We start from the raw sequence: 18575 nt of genomic DNA on the forward strand, positions 1-18575 counted from the left end.
ACCGCATACGGCACACCCGGGCGCCGCCGCCGCGATCTCTCGTGGAGGCGGCGCCCGGGTGCGTACGGAGGGTGACGATGGTGATCCGGCTTGTGGTCGCCCTCGGGGAACGGCGCCGCGGTCGTCCCCGACCACACGGGGACGGTCGGCGGATGCAGCCGGAACCGGTGCGCGGCTTCCCTGATGGGGGCGAGGAAGGGCTCCAGCATCGGCGTGTGGAAGCCGGACCGGAACGGCAGCACCTGGCTGAGCACACCCTGGGCGCGGAAGGAGCGGACGAACTCCTTCATCGCCTCGTCCGGCCCGCACACCATCGACTGACCGGGCGCGTTGTCGTGGGAGAGCACGATGCCCGCGTCCGCCCACCCCTCGCCGAGGGCGGTCACCACGCGCTCGGCGGGCGCTCCTATCACGCCGAACGCAAGGCCCGGGACGGTCACCGAGTCGGGGTCGAACGACGCCATGAAGTCGTCGACTTCCGTCCCGGAGTACAGCCCGGCCGCCGCCATCGCCGTCCACTCGCCGACGCTGTGCCCGGCGACGGCATCCGGGACGACGCCCATACGGCGCAGCGCGGTGTCCAGGAGCCTGCCGACGCCGACGACGCCGAACCCGTGTCTGCCGACGTCGGAGACGTGGACCCGGTCGCCGGGCCGGGCGGCTGGTCCCCGGAGACCGGGCAGACCGAAGTGGGCCGCGATGTCGTCGACACGCGGTTCGAAGTCGCCTTCCAGTCCGGGGAAAACGAAGGCCAGTTTCCCGTTGCCCGCAGCTCCGAGCAGGGGCGCCGGCCGGAACCAGACGTCGCTGCGGCCGTTCCAGGCACGGCCCTTGGCGACCGCCCGGCGGGCCAGGGCGAGCCGTTTGGCGGTGGGGTCGACGACACCGAGCCGGGTCCGGCCCGCTTCCGGGTGCGTACCCGCGGGGTGGAGGCCGGAGGCGAGTACGGCCGGGTCGTCGGCGTCCAGTTGTGCGGCGAGGCGCTCGGGGCTGTCGGCGGCGAGCAGGAGCACCCGTTCCGGCTCGGCCACGGCGATCGTGGCGGTGCCGGTCAGGGGCCGGAGCGCCTCTGGCCTGGAAGTCCGGGCACCGGGTGCCTCCAGTACGACATGGGCGTTGATGCCGCCGAACCCGAAGGCGTTGACGCCGGCCCGCCTGACCGGTTGCTCAGGAGTGGTGTTCCAGGGGGCGGCCTTGTCCAGCGTCCGGAAGCGGGTCGCCGCGAGCGCGGGGTGCGGGTCGCCGCAGTGGAGGGTCGGCAGGAGCATTCCGTGGTGGACGGCGAGCGCCGCCTTGACCAGGCCGGCCACTCCGGCGGCGGGCATCGTGTGGCCGATCATCGACTTCACCGAACCGACCACCGGGCGTTCGTCGCGCAATCCGTCTCCCGGGCCGAACACCTCGGTGAGGGTGGCCAGTTCGGCAGCGTCCCCGGCCGGGGTCGCGGTGCCGTGGGCTTCAAGCAGACCGATCGACCCCGGCCGGGCGGGGTCGAGCCCCGCGGCCTCCCAGGCCCGGCGTACGGCATACGCCTGGCCGCCGGGGTCGGGGTTGACCAGACCGGAGGCGCGGCCGTCGCTCGCCACGCCGGTGCCCCGGATCACCGCGTAGATCCGGTCCCCGTCGCGCTCGGCGTCGGCCAGCCGCTTGAGCACCACCACACCGGTGCCCTCGCCGATCAGAATGCCGTCGGCGTCCCGGTGGAAGGGGCGGATGCGCTGGCTCGGGGATAGCGCGCGCAGCTGGGAGAAGACGCTCCACAGTGTGATGTCGTGACAGTGGTGCACACCCCCGGCGAGCATCACGTCACAGCGTCCGGCGGCGAGCTCGCCCACCGCCTGGTCGACGGCGACGAGCGACGACGCACAGGCGGCGTCCACGGTGTAGGCGGGGCCTCGCAGGTCGAGGCGGTTGGCGATGCGCGAGGCCGCGAGGTTGGGTACCAGGCCGATGGCCGACTCCGGGGTCACGGTCCCGAGCCGATCGGTGAACGCCGCACGGATCCGGTCGAGTTGGCCGCTGTCCAGATCGGGCAGCAACTCGCCCAGCGTGCGGACGAGTTGGCCGGCCGTACGAACCCGCTGATCGAGTCCGACCAGCCCGGGGGTGAGATAGCCGCCCCGGCCGAGGACGACGCCGATGCGGTGCCGGTCGGGCAGCCGGTCCTCACCACCCGCGTCCGCTATGGCCTCGGCGGCCACGTTCAGGGCGATGAGCTGGTCGGGCTCGGTGCCGGCCACGGAGTTCGGCATGATCCCGAACCGGGTGACCTCCACGTCGGCCAGGCCGTCGACGAATCCGCCGCGCCGGCAGTACACCTCGTGGGCGGCGGCGGGTCCGGTCGCGGAACCCGGACGGTAGTAGTCGGCGTCCCACCGGCCCTCGGGCACGTCGCTGATCGCGTCGACACCGTCCAGCAGGTTCCGCCAGTACGCATCCAGGCCGGCGGCGCCGGGCAGGAGGACCGCCATCCCGACGATGGCGACCGGAACTTGACGTCCCGTCAGTCGCGTTGTCATCTCACCAGCCCGAGGCGGTGTAGACGACGGCTCCGGCGGACTCGTCGCCCCAGGCGAGTTCGCGCAGCAGCGACGCGGTTCCCTCCTCCGGGTCGATGAGCTTGATCCCGCGCCTGCCGTACTCCCGTGCGAGTTCCGGAGTCACCATGCCGGTGTGACCGCCGGTGGGCGCCCACGGCCCCCAGTGGACGGTCAGTGCCCGGTGTCCGGTGCGGGCCGCCCAGGAGGCCCCGAGGCTCTGGAGAGCGTCGTTTGCGGCCGCGTAGTCGGCCTGGCCCCGGTTGCCGAGCACGCCGGAGATGCTGCCGAACAGCACGGCGAACGCGGGCCCGTTCGGCAGCTCCTCCACCGCCGCGAGCAGCGCCCCGGCTCCGGCCGTCTTCGTTGCGTACACGTGCTGGAAGGACTCGGCGGACTTCTCGGCGATCAGCCGGTCCTCGATCACACCGGCCGCGTACACGACGCCGTCGAGGCGACCGTGCTCGGCGTGGATCTCCTTGACCACTTGGAGCGCCGCGTCGTGGTCCCGGAAGTCCACGCAGCGGTACCGGGCCTGGCTGCCGAGTGCCGTGAGCTCCTCCAGGGTGGCGGCGATCTCGCGCTGGGCGAGGACGATCTCGGTGCTGCGGTTGATGTCGGCCGGGGAGAGGCCGCCGCGCACACGAGCGGCGAGCACGGCGCGCAACTCGGCGGGGGTCCGGGCGGCTGCCGTCGCCGGATCCTCCGGGCCGTTCGGCACGGGCGTCCTGCCGAGCAGTTCGATGCGGCAGCGGGAGGCCGAGGCGAGCGCGGCGGCGAACTTCGCGGTGATGCCCCGGGCCCCGCCGACCAGCAGCACGACGGAGTCGCGGTCGAGTCCGAGGGCAGCGGCCTCTGCGGCTCCGTCGCCGGCCGGTCCCGCACCGTTGGTGGCGAGCGTTCCGATCGGCGTCTCGACGAGTTCCAGCCCGTGGCGCCCGGATGCCGTACGCAGCACGACCGGCACGTCGCCTGGTGCGAGCAGTTCGGCGAGCAGGGCGTCGGCGACGGCCGAGGGCCCGGTGTCGCCGAGATCGATGACGCGGGCGACGGTCTCGGGGTATTCACGCGCGACGGTGCGGAACAGACCGTGCAGCCCCGCAGAGCGCAGGGACGGCAGATCCGGGAAGTCCCCCTGGGAGGGCCCTACGGCGAGCAACCAGCGTGGTTCGCGTCCCAGGGCGGCCTGGAACACAGGGAACGCGTCCGGCAGCACCGGCGGCCGGGCCGCAGCGAGGGAATCGAGGTACAGGACGCCGTCCACCCGGCCGTCGGCCTCCGTCAGCAGGTGTTCGGGGCCGAGGACCACGGCCTCGGCGCCGTACGAGGCGAGCCTGGTCGCGACCTCCCGGGACACGCTCCCGCTGTCGTCGTCACCGAGCAGGACGAACCGCGTGCCGGCCAGTACGGACGACGGGTCTCCCGGGCCGTCCTGCTGCTCCAGGAGCACGGGTTGGAGCCGGAATCGCCTGGGTGCCTCGCCGGTCGCAGCCCACGGCTCCTGCGGCTCTTCTCGGGTGTCCGGTCCGGTCCGGTCGGTCCCCGCCCGTTCCTCCGGTGGGTGGGGCCGGCCGTCGGGCACGGCCAGTCGTGCCGCGAGCCATGCGGTCACCGAGGCCGCTGTGCGGGCCTTCGTCAGCTCCTCCAGCTCCGCGTCGTCCAGACCGGCGACCTCTATGCCGCCCCCGGTTCCCAGACGTTCGGCCAGTTCACCGGCGATCTCCGCCCGCTTGATCGAGTCGATACTGAGGTCCGCCTCCAGGTCGAGGCCCGGCTCGAGCATGTCCATCGGATAGCCGGTCCGCTCGCTGATGATCTCCAGGACCGTCTGCAGCACGTCCGACTCCCTGACCACGGCAGGGGCGGAGGCGGACACGGGGTCGGGTTCGGGAGCCTGCTGCGTTACCGGCTGCCGGGCCACCGGCAGGCCGGCCGGTGCGGTCTGCGGACGCGGTATGGCCGGTGCGTGGGGGCCCACCTCAACGGGGCCGGGAATCCCCTCCCCCGGCATCGCGCCGAAGTAGGTCAGGAGCACATCGCGCTGGGCGGCGATCATCTCCCGGCTGGTGCGCAGGAATTCCGAGATCAGTGCGTCCCCGTCGGCCGGGACGCCGTACGAGCGGTTTGTCGTCACTGTCGTCTCCACGACTCGTCGGGCCGGTGCCAGTGCACCGGGGAGGAGTTCTCCGGCGGCGGTACGGACCAGGTGCCCGTCCACGGTCCAGCCGGGTCGCTCGGGCGCGGGGGTCCGCAGCGCGTCGACGGCGTCGCGTTCCCGGTACAGCCATGCGGTGCGTACGGGCAGCCCGGCCACGGCGAGTTGTGCCAGGGCGTCGAGCCATCCCCGCAGACCGCTGTCCGGACGCGGCTCGCACGCGACCGTGCGGTGCGGACGGTCGCCGAGGATCTGGGTGACCAGTCGGGTCAGGACGAAGCCCGGGCCCGCCTCGACGAAGACCCTCGCGCCGGCCTCGTACATCGCCTCGATCTGCGCGACGAACCCGACGGGGGCGCCGATCTGGGCGGCCAGTTCCGTACGGATCGCGTCGGCGTCGTCGCCGTACGGTTGCGCCGTGCGGTTGGACCACACCGGGAACTCGGGTGGGTGCACGGTCCGGCACGCGAGCGCCTCGGCGAACCGGTCGCCGGCACCGGCCACCAACGGGCTGTGGAAGGCGCAGGCCACGGGGATGCGCTTGGCACCGAATCCCGCCTCGCGCAGTAGCCGTACGGCGTCGGCGATGTCCTCCGTCGGCCCGGAGACCACGGTCTGCCGGGGCGCGTTGTGGTTGGCGACGACGACGGTGGCGGGTGCGCCCGCCTCGCGCAGCGCGCGTGCGACGTCCTCGGCGCCGCCCGCGACCGCGGCCATGGTCCCCGGCTCCTCACCGGCGGCCGTCAGGATCGCCGCCGCCCGTTCGGCGCTCAGTTCCAGCAGCGTCCTGGGGCCGATGGCTCCGGCGGCGCACAGGGCGACCAGCTCGCCGTAGCTGTGGCCGGCCGCCATGTCGGGCCGGACCCCGGCTGTGGTGAGCAGGGCGTGGGCGGCGAGTCCGGTGATGCCGAGGGCCGGCTGGGCGACCCGGGTGTCGGTGAGTGCGCTCTGCTGCCACTCGCGCGCCGCGTCGTCGAAGACGGTGGGCGGATACAGCACGTGGGCGTGGTCGCGGCCGAGTTCCAGGTAGTGCCGGAGTTCGGGGAACGCGATGAACACGTCGGCGAGCATGCCGGGCCGCTGGCTGCCCTGCCCCGGGAAGAGGAAAGCGACCTTGCCCTCTGTCTCCGGTCCGGCAGAGCCGACGGGCACCGATGCGGACCCTGTGGGGCCGTCCGCCCGTCCCTCGTCCGCGAGGTGGACTCCCCCGGCCGGGTCGTGCTCACCGGCCAGCGCCCTGCGCAGTTGTCCGATCAGCCCGTCCACGTCCGTGGCCACGATCGCGATCCGCACCGGCCCCTGAGAGGTGTCCGACCGGCGGGACGCGCCCAGCGCCAGATCACGCAGCCGCCACGGCCGGCCGGCCGCCTCCGCGGCCCGCAGTACGTCCTCGGCGGCCCGCCGGGCCGCCGCCCCGTCCTTCCCGCGAAACGTGAACAGCTCGGCGGGCCAGGCGTTCAGCCCTTGAGCCGGGGGAACGGCGTTGCCGTAAGCACCCAGCACCAGATGGAAGTTGGTCCCACCGAAGCCGAACGCGCTCACCCCGGCGACCCGTTCCTCCGCCGGAGCAGCCCAGGGCAGCGCCCGGGTGTGGAAGACGAACGGGCTGCTGTCCTCCTGCCAACCCGGGTTCGGCCGCTCCACATGCAAAGTGGGCGGCTTGACACCCGTGTACAGGGCCAGAACGGTCTTGATCAGACCCGCGAGCCCGGCGGCGCACTTGGTGTGCCCGATCTGTGACTTCACCGAACCGAGCGCGCACGCACCGGTCCTGGCCCCGGCTTCTGCGAACGCCTCGCTCAGGACGGTCAGTTCGGTACGGTCACCGACCACCGTCCCGGTGCCGTGCGCCTCCAGCAGGCCGACCTCGGCGGGTGAGACGCCCGCGTTGCGGTAGGCCCGCCGCAGCGCGGCACGCTGCCCCTCGGGACGGGGCGCGGTCAGTCCGAGTGAGCGGCCGTCGCTGGAACTGCCGAGTCCCTTGATCACACCGTAGATGCGGTCTCCGTCGCGCTCCGCGTCCGCCAGCCGCTTGAGGACGACGCACGCGACGCCCTCGCCCAGGGCGATGCCGTCCGCCGAACTGTCGAAGGCCCGTGACCGGCCGGTCGGGGACAGGGCATGCACCGAGGAGAAGAGCGCGTAGTCGTTGATGCCGTTGTGGAGGTCGGCACCGCCGCACAGGACCACGTCGCTGGTGCCCCCCACGAGTTCCTTGCAGGCGACGTCGACCGCGGCCAGCGACGACGCGCATGCCGCGTCGACGGTGTAGTTGGCCCCGCCGAGGTCGAGCCGGTTGGCGATCCGGCCGGAGATCACGTTGGCCAGCATGCCGGGGAAGGAGTCCTCGGTGAGCCGGGGCAGCTGCTCCTCCAGTCCCTCGGGAACCTTCCCGTAGTACGAGGGCAGCACGGCGCGCAGCGCAACCGCGTTGGAGAGGTCGCTGCCTGCTTCCGCACCGAAGACCACGGAGGTGCGCGAGCGGTCGAACTCCCGGCCCCGCTCGCCGTATCCGGCGTCCTCCAGGGCGCGCCGCGCGGCCTCCAGGGCCAGCAACTGTACGGGGTCGATGCTGCCCAGGGAGGTCGGCGGTATGCCGTAGCGGAGCGGATCGAAGGGGATCCGGGGCAGGAAACCGCCCCACTTCGACGACGTGGTGCCGCCCGCCTCGTCCGAGTAGTGCACAGCCGGGTCCCAGCGCTCGGGCGGGACCTCGGTGACGGCGTCGTGGCCGCCGACGACGTTCGCCCAGAAGGCGGCGAGATCGGGGGCGTCGGGGAACATGCAGGCCATGCCGACGACAGCGATGTCGAGCGGCGCGGGCGCCACCGCTTCCTCGTCCGTTTCCGGGCCCGGCTCCCCGCCGAGGAGTGCGGCCCGCTCGGCCAGGAACTCCGCCGCCCCGGATGTCACGGCGTGGTGCAACGCACCGATCGTGGTGGTCACCGAACGCAGCACGGCCACCTCTCCGGCCATGAACATGCCTTCGGCGAGCTGGCGTTCCTCGTCAACGGCCACCAGCGTGCCGGTGGCGTCCCGCTCGACACCCTTGCCGGCGATTCGCAGCCGTCCGACGTTGAGCCGCTCCAGTTCCTCCCAGATCCGCCGGTCGGGCAGTCCCCGCTGTCGCAAGTCCGCTTCGCGTTCCCGGTAGTCCTCGGTGAACGGGCTGGGGACGCAGCGTGTGGCGTGCCCGGGGGCGGTCTCCAGGAGCGTGGTCCGTGTCGCGGTCACGACCTGCCGCTGGAAGAGGGGCTGGATCGCCCCGTGTTCCACCGCTTCCCGGGTGAACAGGTAGGCGGTACCCATGAGGACGCCGACGGCGGCCCCCTGTGCGGTCAGCGGGGCGGCGAGCGCGGCGACCATCGCCGCCGAGCGTTCGTCGTGGACGCCGCCCGCGAAGAACACCTCCAGTCGCTCCGCCGTGCGCTCGTCGGCGTCCGCCAGGAAGTCCTCCAGTACCGCGAGTTGGGCCTCCCACAGCGGGAAACTGCCCCGCGGCCCGACATGACCGCCGCACTCCGAGCCTTCGAAGACGAACCGGCGGGCCCCGGCGTCCAGGAACTGCCGGAGCAGTCCCGGCGAGGGCACGTGCAGGAAGGTGCTGATCCCGGCCCGCTCCAGCACCTCGGCCTGGGACGGCCGCCCGCCCGCGATGATCGCGTGCGTGGGCCGCAGCTCGCGTACCGCATCGAGTTGGGCGCTCCTGACGTCCTCCGGTGCGAAGCCCAGCACACCGACCCCCCAGGGCTTCCCGGCCATGGCGGCGCGGGTCTCCTCCAGCAGGGCGCGCGTCCGTTCGCCGTCCGCGAGCGCCAGCGCGATGAACGGCAGGGCGCCCTCCCCGGCGACGGCTTCCGCGAACCGTGCCTGATCGCTGACCCTGGTCATCGGGCCCTGGGCGACGGGCAGCCGAGTGCCGAGGGCCCGGCTCATCGGGGAGCCGTCCCGCAGCGCCCGGGCGGCCGCTGCCCCGTCGCGCACGGCACCTCGTAAGGATGCATCCAGTGCGCGCACCGCCCGGCCGACATCGCCCCAGCGTTCGGCGAAGCGGGTGGCGAGGAAACCGTCCTGACCGACCGGCAGCAGCTGGGTATGCGGGTTCTGCGCGCCCAGCATCAGCGCCACCGCCGCCGGATCGTCGGCCGCCGGACACGGCGCGTCCGGTCCGCGCCGGAGCAGCACGCGGTGACCGCCCACGACGGCGGTCTCCGAGCCGTCCATGGACCGCAGCGCGGCGAACGTCGCTTCGGGCAGCGCGGACTCGGCCAGCAGTGCCAGCTGGCTGTCCAGTACGACACCGGCCGCCCCGCCCGCCACGGCAGCCGCCGCCGTTCGGGGACCGATGCCGCCGCACGCCCAGACCGGAAGCCGCACGCCGGGCTCGGAGAGCAACTGCTGCAGCAGGACGAAGGTGCCGAGTTCCCCGATCCGGCCCCCGCTCTCCTGGCCCCGGGCGATCAGTCCATGCGCCCCGGCGCGTACCGCTTCCAGAGCCTGGTCCAGGTCCGTGACCTCGACCAGCACGCGGAACTCCGTAGCGACGTCGGACACCTGCCACGGCGAGTCCGGGCCGAGGACCACCGTGTGGGGGCCGCTGTCGGGCCGGCCCGCCGTTGTACCCGTCGCTGCGGTGGCTCTTTCCGCAAGTTCTCCGGGATCCATCCGGCAGTGCGCCGCGACCCGCACCCCGAACGTACCGGGTACCAGGCGTCGGATGCGCGCCAGCGCCTCTCTGGATCTTCGGTCGCCGCACCCCAGGTCGAGCACTCCGAGTCCGCCGGCGCGGCTGACCGCCGCGGCCATTCTGGCGTCCGGTTCGCCCAGCGGGGAGATACCAATGATCAAATCGTCGGCGCGCACAGCAGACGTCATGATTCTCCGAAAAATCGTGAGACCGCATGGTGGGGGGTTTGAGGCAGTGAGCATGACGAACCGACCTGCGAGAACGCACCGTTCGCCCGGATTGCCACGGAAAATGCTTGCGCGAAACCAGCACGGAAGCTATCGCCGCGATTACTCACCGGTCAACTACCCGGTGGGTATTCGGCATCCGGTCGAATCTATTCAGCCAAGCCCGGGAAATCCACGCCAAGAGCTTGAAAACCGAGCAATTCACTTCAGCCGCGATGCCGTTGGGGATGCGGCGGCACAAGTCGCAGCATCCCAATTCCGTCAAAACGCCCGACGGAGACACGCAGGACTCACGTGCTCGAAACACAACCGGTGGCGGGCAGGAGCCGTGTCAACGGTTCATGTCCGTGCCGCATGGCCGGATCGGGCCACCATGCAGGGGAGCGGCGGGGCGGGTCGCCCGGCGGGCGGCGGCCCTCCTCAGGGCCGTCCTGCCGACACGGTCCCGGCGCCCCTCGGCCGAAGTCGCTCGCGGCATGCGCAATTCTCCGCCGCGCACCTCTCGCACTGAAACGCAAACAAACTTTTACCCTGCGGCAACATAGGAATTGTCTTCGCGAACTCCCGGTGGTCGCCGAATGGCTCATGGGTCGCCCGGCGCCGAGCAGAAAGCCTGCCGCGGGTCAATCAGAGACCCGATCCCGATGAATTCGTCTCGTCCGGGAATCCGCCGGTGGACGGGTAAGAGAACCGTCGCGCCAACGGCCCCCGCGAGAAGGAGCCGACACGGACGCTCATGTCGAGGCCGTCCCCGGATCTGCGGACGCTCATGTCGAGGCCGTCCCCGGATCTGCGGACGCGCAGGTCGGCGGCGGCCGCGCTCTCCTGGCCCGGGCAGTACATCTGCAGCACGGCGGCGGTCCGTTACGGCCACGGTGCGCGGTTCACCGCGGTGACCGCCTCGATGAGCGGGCCCTGGTGGGCCGCAAGCGCGAGCGTCGTGCGGTTCAGGCTCGCGGCGCGTCCTCCTCGTGCCCGAACAGGACCACGCTGTACGCCAAGCGGGCGCCGTCCCGACGGCCTCGGCGACTCCTGCGCGCGGGTCGCGCCCCGTGATGCTGCGCAGCCGGAAGACCTGGCCTGCGCCGCGCTCTCCGGCTTGTGGAGACCTTGTCGTCGCGGGGAGCCCGGCGACGAGCGCCTCGACGCGCGCGGCGGCGGGAGTGGATCTCTCGTCGGTGAAGGCGGGCGCGGGGCGAGCCGTCACGGCGACCGCCGAGCCACACACGGAACCCACACTCGCCCGACACATTCAAGCCGGCCGGAAAGCGGAGACGACCCTGTTCAGATATCGCCTCCTCACAGACGGTTGATAGTTCAATGGCCCCACTGCAATACTCCGCATCCGACCCCGTTGCCGCCCCCTGACAGGGCCGCCCCGACCGCCCCGAAAACTGAAGGACGGGGACATCACAAACCCCCCACAAAGTCCGCACAAAAGCCCGGCTTCGATGGGCAGAAGTTCTCGATGAGCCATTTCCCCCGGAAGAACCTGATCATGGCTCATTCCCCTGACCTGCTCCGAAGCCGACCGGCGGATGGCCCGGCACCGCCGGGCGTGCGGTACACGGCAGCAAAGAAGGTGCGTCATGAACGGATTTCCGCCGCAACACGCCGACTGGCCTCCCTCGCTCACCACAGCCGCCGATTCCACACGCCCGCCGTCCATACACGAGCATCCCGAATTCCAGTCGATGCGCCGCGCCTTCCGCACCTTCGGGGCCACGGTCGTGACTCTCGTCGTGGGCGGATTTCTGTTGTACGTACTGCTGTCGAGTTTTGCGTCCGGCGTGATGAACCAGCCCCTCGTCGGCCACCTCACCCTCGGCCTCGCGTTCGGCCTCGTCCAGTTCGCCGTCATGGCGCTGGCCGTGTGGCGCTACACCGTGCACATGCGCCGGCGCATGGACCCCGTGGCACGCCGGCTCCGCGCCGAGCTGAACCGCACCGGGCCCGGCCGCCCCCGTGTCCCGCAGGAGAGGCGGTTCCGCACGTGGTGACGGTCTCCGCAAGCGTCGTGAACCGGTTCAGCCTGCAATTGACCTTCGTCCTCTTCGTCTCCGTCGTCGTGGTGACCCTGTTCACCGCACTGCTGATGGCCCCTCACCGCGATGAGATCAGCGAGTTCTACCTCGGCAACCGGACCATGTCCCCGCTGCGCAACGGTCTGGCGATGTGCGGCGACTATCTGTCGGTTGCAACGCTCCTGGGCAGTACGGGCCTGGTCGCCCTCACGGGCTACGACGGCCTCCTCTACCTGGGCGGGACCACGGTCGCCTGGATGATGGTGCTGCTCGTCATCGCCGAACCCCTGCACAACTCCGGCCGGTTCACCCTCGGCGACACCCTGGCGCTCCGCCTTCCCCGACTCCAGAGGTCCGTGCGCCTGGCCCTCGCCGTCTGCACCCTGGCCGTCACCACCCTCTACCTCGTGGCCCAACTCATCGGCAGTGTGGCCCTGTTGACGCAGTTCGTCGGCGAGCCCAGCCGGACGACCCGCACACTGTGCGTGGTCGTCATCGGCACCATCGTCGTGGTGTACGCCGCGCTCGGCGGCATGCCCGGCGCGACCTTCATCCAGATGGTCAAGGCAGTGATGCTGGTGTCCGGCGTGGCGATCACGGCGGTCATCGTGCTGACCCACTTCCACTGGAACGTCAACGCGCTGCTGTCGGCCGCCGCGCACAACAGCGGCGTCGGCCAACGCTTCCTGGAGTCCGGGCTGCGCTACGGCGCCGGCACCACGAGCAAACTCGACTTCTTCAGCCTGGAACTGGCCATCGTGCTCGGACTGGCCGCACTCCCCCATGTGGTGATGCGGCTGCTCGCCCCCCGCAGCAACCGTGTGCTTCGTACCTCGGTCGTCTGGGCCATGGGCCTCGTCGGCTTCGTCTGTCTGGCCGCGGGCATCCTCGGCCTGGGCGCGGCCGCGATCGTCGGCCGGGGGGCCATCACGAAGATCGACCCCAAGGGTGACGCGGCTGTTCTGCTGCTCGCCCAGTCCATGGGCGGCGGCGTGCTCACCGCGCTGATCTCCTGCCTGGCCTTCGTGACCCTGCTCGCGGTCGCGGCCGGGCTCACCCTGGCCGCGGCCTCCTCACTCGCCCACGACCTCTACGGCGAGGTCATCCGCAAGGGCAGGGCGCCCCAGACCGAGGAGCTGGGCGTGGCCCGGATGGCCGCGGCCCTCATCGGGATCCTGGGCATGCTGCTCGCCCTGCTGCCGTGGGAGATCAGCACGGCGAGCCTGGCGTTCCTCGCCTTCGCCATCGCCGCGTCGGCCATCCTGCCGGCGCTCGTCTACAGCCTGTTCTGGCGCCGCTTCACCGCACAGGGCGCACTGCTCAGCCTGTACGGCGGCCTCAGCTGCTCCGTGCTCCTCGTGGTGTTCTCCCCCGTGGTCTCGGGTGCGCCCACCTCGGTCTACCCGCACTCCGATTTCGCCTGGTTCCCGCTCCAGAATCCCGGCATCGTCTCGATCCCCGCGGGGTTTCTCCTCGGCTGGCTGGGCAGTGTGCTGAGTCCGCATCAGGAGACCGAGGCCTACGAGGAGTTCGAGGTCCGCGCGCTGATCGGTGCGGGCGGGAACTGACGCCGCCCGCACGCTGCGACACGCCCTTCGGAAAGGACCCCCCATGCACTGGCGCACGTCGAAGAAGTCACTGCGCGTCGCGGCATCCGGGGCTACGGCCACGGCAGCCCTCGCGGCCTTCGGCGCCACCGGCCACGCAGCACCCGCGCTCTCCCCCCGGAACACGTCCCTCGCGGCCGTGAACCCGGCCGCCTGTCCGTGGAAGGGCGCGAGCGGCCCCCGGAAGTTCGACGGCCACGGCTACTACAAGGGCTCCTGTGCGTCGTTCGCCGCCTGGGCGATCCGCACCGACGGACGCCACCACCGCAGGTCCCCCGACTTCCTGGGCGTCGCCGGGGACTGGACCGGCGCTGCGACCAGCGCGGTCCCGCACGTCGGTGACATAGCCCAGTGGGACCCGGGCGTGCACGGGTTCGGCAGTGAGGGGCACGTGGCGTACGTCGTGGCCGTCGGCCACGACGGGACGGTCACCCTGCACGAGTACGGCTACCGGAGCGCGTACAACGACTTCCGGCCCGGCTCCCTGAGCATCCGCAGCACTTCGGCCTCGGATCCCAGCCGGTATCTGCGGTTCTGATCGTGGGCCGGGTGACGCGGCAACGTGGGCCGCGGCAGCGCGCGCAGCCGTGATACGACCGGGCCCCGGCCAGGGGAATCCGTCCTGGCCGGGGCCTTTCGTGCAACGCGGTCCGTGCGCGTCAGCCGTTGGGGCGCAATGTCCACACAACAGTCATCTCACCGGTCACGGCGCCGTCCTCGCGCCGGATGGCGATGGAGACGGGGAACTCGGGACGCTGACCCGCGTCCAGTTCGGCGACGACCTCGGCGGCGGGGCGGCCGAGCGTGGCGGTCGCGGTGACCGCGCCCATCGCGAGCTTCTTGTAGGCGATCTCGGCGCTGACGGCGAGCGGTACGGCGCGCGACAGCTGGTCCCCGAACGCGGCCAGCACGATCGCGCCGCTCGCCGACTCACCGAGCGTGAACATCGCTCCGGCGTGCGGCCCGCCGACGTGGTTGTGGTACTCGCTCTGGTCCGGCAGGGCCACCACGGCCTTCTCCGGCGAGGTCTCCAGGAACTCCAGGTTCAGGGTCCTGGCCATCGGCACCGTGGCGGCGAGCATCTCGCCGATCGACATCTGGTCTGCGCTCATGCCACTATGTTACCCGCGAGTAGCCACCTCTGGCCAGAGTCCGGAACTGATCGCCGTATGGTTACGGCCCATGTGGCCAGGAGAGCAGCCGCCGGGGGGCGGGCAGAGCCCGCAGCATCCCGCGGCCGGACAGTCGTCGAACCCGTACCAGCAGCCCGGGTACCACCAGCCGAATCCGTACCAGCAGCCCCAGTCCTGGAGCGGACCCCCGCAGCCGCCGGGCGCGCCCACGACGCCTCCGCCCTCGGGCGGCGACCGGACGAAGCTCATCGCGATCCTCGCGGCCGCGGCCGTCGTGGTCGCCGCGGGCGTGACCGGTTTCGTACTGCTCGGAGGGAGCAAGAAGGACAGGGTGGACCCCGGCCCCACCCAGTCCGTTTCCTCGCAGCCGAGTGCGGACAACCCGCGGAACTCGGGCACCGAGCAGGCCACGATCAAGGGCTGGAAGGTCGTGGTGAACCCGAAGTCCGGGATCGCCTTCGACGTTCCGCCGCAGTGGGAGCTCAAGTCACCGGACTATGCCACATACGTCAGCGACAACAACGACCCCGAGGACAAGCCGCTGGCCGCCATGCGGGCACCGGCCTTCCTGAAGCAGCAGTGGTGCGCCTCGGACGAGAACAAGGACGGCACGAAGGACTACTCACCACTGGCGGCGGCCGGATCCAAGGGCAACAACGGGGCGAAGAACACCGAGGAGATAGCGAGCCTCGACCCGGAGGCCTGGGTCTACGGTCAGTACACCCAGCCGAGCAAGGCGAAGGTGAAGTCCGGCGCCGTGGAGTCCTTCACCACGAATTCCGGCATCAAGGGCAGTTTGGGCAGCGCCTGGTCCGCAGGTGTGGAGAAATCGCAAAAGTGTGCAACGGACGGCAAGGCGTGGGTATTCGCCTTCAAGAACGCCCAAGGTGACCTCGTCTCCTGGCAGTTCTTCGGCGCCAAGGGCGTATCCGAGGAGGTACCGGACTCGACCGTGCGGAAGATCGCCGCCACCGTACGGCTCTTCAAGGACCCGTCGGGCTCCTGAACATCCGGCATCCGGTACGGGTCTGACGAAGGCCAGTGACCGAAACGTGTCACAGGCGGCACTAGGGTTACTGCCCATGTGGCCAGGACAGCAGCCGCCCGGGGGCGAGCAGAACCCGCAGAACCAGAACCCCTACCAGCAGCCGGGGTACCAGCAGCCGAACCCTTATCAGCAGCCTGGGTATCAGCAGCCGAATCCCTATGAGCAGCCGGGGCAGCCGCAGTGGGGTGCGCCCTCGCCCGCGCAGGCTCCGCAGCCGCCGAGCGGCGGGGGTGGCGGGAACCGGACGAAGATCGTCGCGATCGTGGCGGCCGCGGCCGTGGTCGTGGCCGCCGGCGTCACGGGCGCCCTGGTTCTGGGCGGCAACAAGGACGACAAGGCCGACGGGGGCAGCAAGAACGCCGGCCCGTCGGTCAGTGCCTCGCAGAGCTCGACGGCCTCGGCGTCCGCGTCCGACAACCCGCGCAGCGGCGATGCCGAGAAGCCGACCATCCCGGGCTGGAAGGTCGTCATCAACCCCAAGTGGGGCACGGCCTTCGACGTACCGCCGGACTGGGACGTCAAATCGCCGGATCTGGAGATCGGCTTCGAGAACAACAACGGCAAGGCCGGTGACAAGCCGATCATCGTGATGTCCGCGCCCGCGTTCCTCAAGGAGAAGTGGTGCACGTCGGACAGCAACAAGGACGGCCGGCCGGAGGACACGGCGCTGGCCGCGGTGGGTACCAAGGGCGCCAGCGGTGCCAAGAACGCCGATGAGGTCGCCGTGAACCAGGTGCCCTGGTGGGTGTACGGCGGTTACACGCAGCCGGACAAGAAGAGCATCACCTTCGACAAGAAGGCGAAGCCGTACAAGACCGCTTCCGGGATCGAGGGCAGCATCGCCTGGGCCCGCTCCAAGAACACGCCCCAGAAGGGGAAGTGCGCGACCGACGGCAAGGCCATCACGTTCGGCTTCAAGAACTCCGCCGGTGACTTCGTCGCGTGGAACTTCTACGGCGCCACGGGGGTGAAAGAGGAGGTCCCCGACGCGACGATCATGAAGATCCTCAGCACGGTACGTCTCCACGGCGACCCGACGTCGTCCTGAGCCCCGCACCGGGTGCCATGGCGACCATGGCACCCGGCGGTCCCCATGGCTCGGTCTGCCCGACGGTTCCGTTCAGCCGGCGCCCGGGCCGGGCCGACGGTTCCGTTCAGCCGGCGCCCGGGCCGGGCCGACGGTTCCGTTCGGCCGGCGCCCGGGCCTGGCCGACGGCTCGGTTCAGCCGATGGTGAAGGATCCGTCGGGCGGCTCGGGTGACGGGACGGCGTTCGCTTCGTAAACCGGCTCGGCGGTGCCCAGGAAGTCCCGTAGTCCGGCGCCGTGTTCGACGCGGGCCGGGAACGCGTCCGCGGCGGTGCGGCGGGCGATGGGGGCCGTATCGAGCGGCTGGTGCGCGGCGATGAGCACCGCGTTGCCGAAGCGGCGGCCACGCAGCACACCGGGCTCGGCGATCAGCGCCAGCTCCTCGAACACCGTCGCGAACGTGGCGAGTTGGGAGCGGAGGAAGGCGAAGGGGGCGGCGTCGGCGAGGTTCGCCAGGTAGACGCCGTCCGCGCGCAGCACCCGCTCGGCCGCGCGTGCGTACGCCACCGTCGTCAGATGGGCGGGGACGCGGGAGCCGCCGAAGACGTCCGCGATCACGACATCGGCGGAGTCCGCCGGGGCCGCCTCCAGCCAGGCACGGGCGTCGGCCGGGTGCAGGGTGATGGCGGCGTCGGCGGGCAGGGGCAGGTGTTCCGCGACGAGGTCCAGCAGACCCCGGTCGGCCTCGATGACGTCCTGGCGTGAGCCGGGCCGGGTCGCGGCGACGTAGCGCGGCAGGGTGAGCGCGCCACCGCCGAGGTGCAGCACGTCCAGAGCCCGCCCCGGCTCCGCGATCGTGTCCAGCACATGCCCGAGCCGTCGGGCGTACTCGAACTCCAGATGCGTCGGCGTGTCCAGATCGACATACGACTGCGGCGCCCCGTCGACCGTCAGCAGCCAGGCCCTCTCATGGTCCACATCGGGCATCAGCTTGGCGGTCCCATGATCGACCGCACGCGTCACGGGTATGGGCTCGGTCACGCCTCCATTGTGCCGGGCCGGTGACACGACCCACAGGGCGGCACCCGGTCAGCCCCGCCACACCTGGCCGACCTCCTTGACATGCTCCCCCGCCTGTTCCCTCCCCGCGCGTGCCGCCGGTTCCCGGCGGGTGGGGTCCAGGGGGTTGCGCCCGAAGGCCTCCCGGGCCACCGCGGACGGAGTGACGACCGTGACCCGCGCGCCCTTCTCCCTCAGCCGCTGCGCCTGGGACTCGGCCGAGGCCAGGGGACCACCGCCCCGGCCCACCGGGGCGAGGACGACCACACGGTCATAGCCCGCGGCCAGGTGCGCATTGGCCGGGGAGTGGGTGCCGCCGTCCATCCAGCGGCGGCCCTCGATCGTCACCGGCGGCCACGCGCCCGGCACCGCGCAGCTCGCGGCCATCGCATCCACCAGCGGGACCTCACTGTGCCGGTCGAAGACACGCAGTTCCCCGGTAGCCGTGTCGACAGCCGGCACACGCAGCGGCCGGTCCGGCCACTCCGGCGAGACCAGTCGGCTCTCGATCGCCGCCCGGCGGGCCGCCTCGGACGGCGTCCGCGCCGCGAGCGCCATCCGGCCGATCTTCCGGCCGTACTCCTCGGGCGTGCCCGACTTCAGCGTTGCCCAGGCGTAGCGCAGGTACATCGACGTCGTCAGCCGACCCGCTATCTCCCCCTGGGGAGCCGCGAGTTGACGCTTGTACAGCTCCTGGAACGTCAGCTTGCCGGAGGCGAGCTGAGCTCCGACCGTGGCGCCCGCCGAGGTGCCGATGACCACGTCCGCGTCCCCGAGATCGAGGCCGGCCTCCCCCAGCCCGTACAGCAGCCCGCCCAGCCAGCCGATCGCGCCGCCTCCACCGCCGCCGAGTACAACCGCCCTGCCCGCCATGGCTCCCCGCTTCCCCCACGACTCCATGTGCCGTCAAGTCTTGCGCACACCACTGACAGTCGCCGACGCGGGTGCCCACCCCTCCGGGCGGGCACCCGCGGTTCGACCTCGGCACCGCGCAGCCGCGGCACGGTCATGTCGCTGCGCAGTCGCCGGCGGATCAGCCGCTGCCCTCCGACGAGCGCGCCGGCCAGGCCG

General features: G+C 71.5%; 11 protein-coding genes and 1 pseudogene. 5 read left to right on the forward strand and 7 right to left on the reverse strand.

Annotated features, from left to right (window positions below; genetic code table 11):
* From ABT186_RS44400 to ABT186_RS44410, 3 genes are all read right to left on the reverse strand, one after another.
* Positions 1-2519 (reverse strand): beta-ketoacyl synthase N-terminal-like domain-containing protein (locus ABT186_RS44400; protein WP_351930054.1); only part of this gene is annotated, 2519 nt, incomplete at its 3' end.
* A 1-nt stretch (position 2520) separates the two neighbouring features.
* Positions 2521-9567 (reverse strand): SDR family NAD(P)-dependent oxidoreductase, encoded by a 7047-nt coding sequence (locus tag ABT186_RS44405; RefSeq protein WP_351930056.1) that lies wholly within the window; start codon positions 9565-9567, stop codon positions 2521-2523.
* 666 nt (positions 9568-10233) lie between these two features.
* On the reverse strand, positions 10234-10458 hold the full coding sequence (locus tag ABT186_RS44410; protein WP_351234308.1) for a hypothetical protein: 225 nt from the start codon (positions 10456-10458) through the stop codon (positions 10234-10236).
* Between the two features lie 737 nt (positions 10459-11195).
* On the opposite strand from ABT186_RS44410, the gene ABT186_RS44415 reads away from it, so the two are divergent.
* Genes ABT186_RS44415 through ABT186_RS44425 form a run of 3 tightly spaced genes read left to right on the forward strand, consistent with a single transcriptional unit; the run spans position 11196 to position 13775 of the window.
* Positions 11196-11606 carry a DUF485 domain-containing protein gene (locus ABT186_RS44415; protein ID WP_351930058.1) on the forward strand — a complete coding sequence of 137 codons (411 nt, stop codon included), beginning with the start codon at positions 11196-11198 and terminating at the stop codon, positions 11604-11606.
* On the forward strand, positions 11600-13198 hold the full coding sequence (locus ABT186_RS44420; protein WP_351930060.1) for a solute symporter family protein: 1599 nt from the start codon (positions 11600-11602) through the stop codon (positions 13196-13198). Before ABT186_RS44415 ends, ABT186_RS44420 begins: the two co-directional genes overlap by 7 nt.
* Before the next feature lie 43 nt (positions 13199-13241).
* A complete protein-coding gene (locus tag ABT186_RS44425; protein ID WP_351930062.1) occupies positions 13242-13775 on the forward strand; it encodes a CHAP domain-containing protein in 534 nt (177 codons plus the stop codon).
* Between the two features lie 121 nt (positions 13776-13896).
* On the opposite strand, the gene ABT186_RS44430 is transcribed toward ABT186_RS44425, so the two are convergent.
* Entirely contained in the window at positions 13897-14334 is a 438-nt protein-coding gene (locus ABT186_RS44430; protein ID WP_351930066.1) for a DUF4442 domain-containing protein, read from the reverse strand.
* An 85-nt stretch (positions 14335-14419) separates the two neighbouring features.
* Here ABT186_RS44430 and ABT186_RS44435 point away from each other — a divergent pair, with 85 nt between their 5' ends.
* Positions 14420-15376 (forward strand): DUF8017 domain-containing protein, encoded by a 957-nt coding sequence (locus ABT186_RS44435; protein ID WP_351234316.1) that lies wholly within the window; start codon positions 14420-14422, stop codon positions 15374-15376.
* A 76-nt stretch (positions 15377-15452) separates the two neighbouring features.
* The gene (locus ABT186_RS44440) at positions 15453-16466 is read left to right on the forward strand and encodes a DUF8017 domain-containing protein (protein ID WP_351930064.1); all 1014 of its coding nucleotides are present in this window, start codon (positions 15453-15455) and stop codon (positions 16464-16466) included.
* Positions 16467-16640: 174 nt separating this feature from the next.
* Here the strand turns inward: ABT186_RS44440 and ABT186_RS44445 are convergent, their stop codons facing one another.
* The 3 genes and pseudogenes from ABT186_RS44445 to ABT186_RS44455 form a co-directional block, all read right to left on the reverse strand.
* Positions 16641-17486 carry a spermidine synthase gene (locus ABT186_RS44445; RefSeq protein ID WP_351234320.1) on the reverse strand — a complete coding sequence of 282 codons (846 nt, stop codon included), beginning with the start codon at positions 17484-17486 and terminating at the stop codon, positions 16641-16643.
* A gap of 48 nt (positions 17487-17534) precedes the next feature.
* A complete protein-coding gene (locus ABT186_RS44450; RefSeq protein WP_351234322.1) occupies positions 17535-18377 on the reverse strand; it encodes a patatin-like phospholipase family protein in 843 nt (280 codons plus the stop codon).
* Positions 18378-18478: 101 nt separating this feature from the next.
* Positions 18479-18571: pseudogene (locus tag ABT186_RS44455) on the reverse strand (MarR family transcriptional regulator); the annotation flags it as partial.
* Positions 18572-18575 lie beyond the last annotated feature (4 nt).

It is taken from the genome of Streptomyces sp. NPDC001634 (genome assembly GCF_040298185.1).
Lineage (GTDB): Bacteria > Actinomycetota > Actinomycetes > Streptomycetales > Streptomycetaceae > Streptomyces.

Excerpts from the sequence above, each read along its gene's own strand:
- ABT186_RS44405 (WP_351930056.1), bottom strand. The coding sequence starts at position 9,567 with ATGACGTCTGCTGTGCGCGCCGACGATTTGATCATTGGTATCTCCCCG.
- ABT186_RS44415 (WP_351930058.1), top strand. The coding sequence starts at position 11,196 with ATGAACGGATTTCCGCCGCAACACGCCGACTGGCCTCCCTCGCTCACC.
- ABT186_RS44425 (WP_351930062.1), top strand. The coding sequence starts at position 13,242 with ATGCACTGGCGCACGTCGAAGAAGTCACTGCGCGTCGCGGCATCCGGG.
- ABT186_RS44430 (WP_351930066.1), bottom strand. The coding sequence starts at position 14,334 with ATGTCGATCGGCGAGATGCTCGCCGCCACGGTGCCGATGGCCAGGACC.
- ABT186_RS44435 (WP_351234316.1), top strand. The coding sequence starts at position 14,420 with ATGTGGCCAGGAGAGCAGCCGCCGGGGGGCGGGCAGAGCCCGCAGCAT.
- ABT186_RS44440 (WP_351930064.1), top strand. The coding sequence starts at position 15,453 with ATGTGGCCAGGACAGCAGCCGCCCGGGGGCGAGCAGAACCCGCAGAAC.
- ABT186_RS44450 (WP_351234322.1), bottom strand. The coding sequence starts at position 18,377 with ATGGCGGGCAGGGCGGTTGTACTCGGCGGCGGTGGAGGCGGCGCGATC.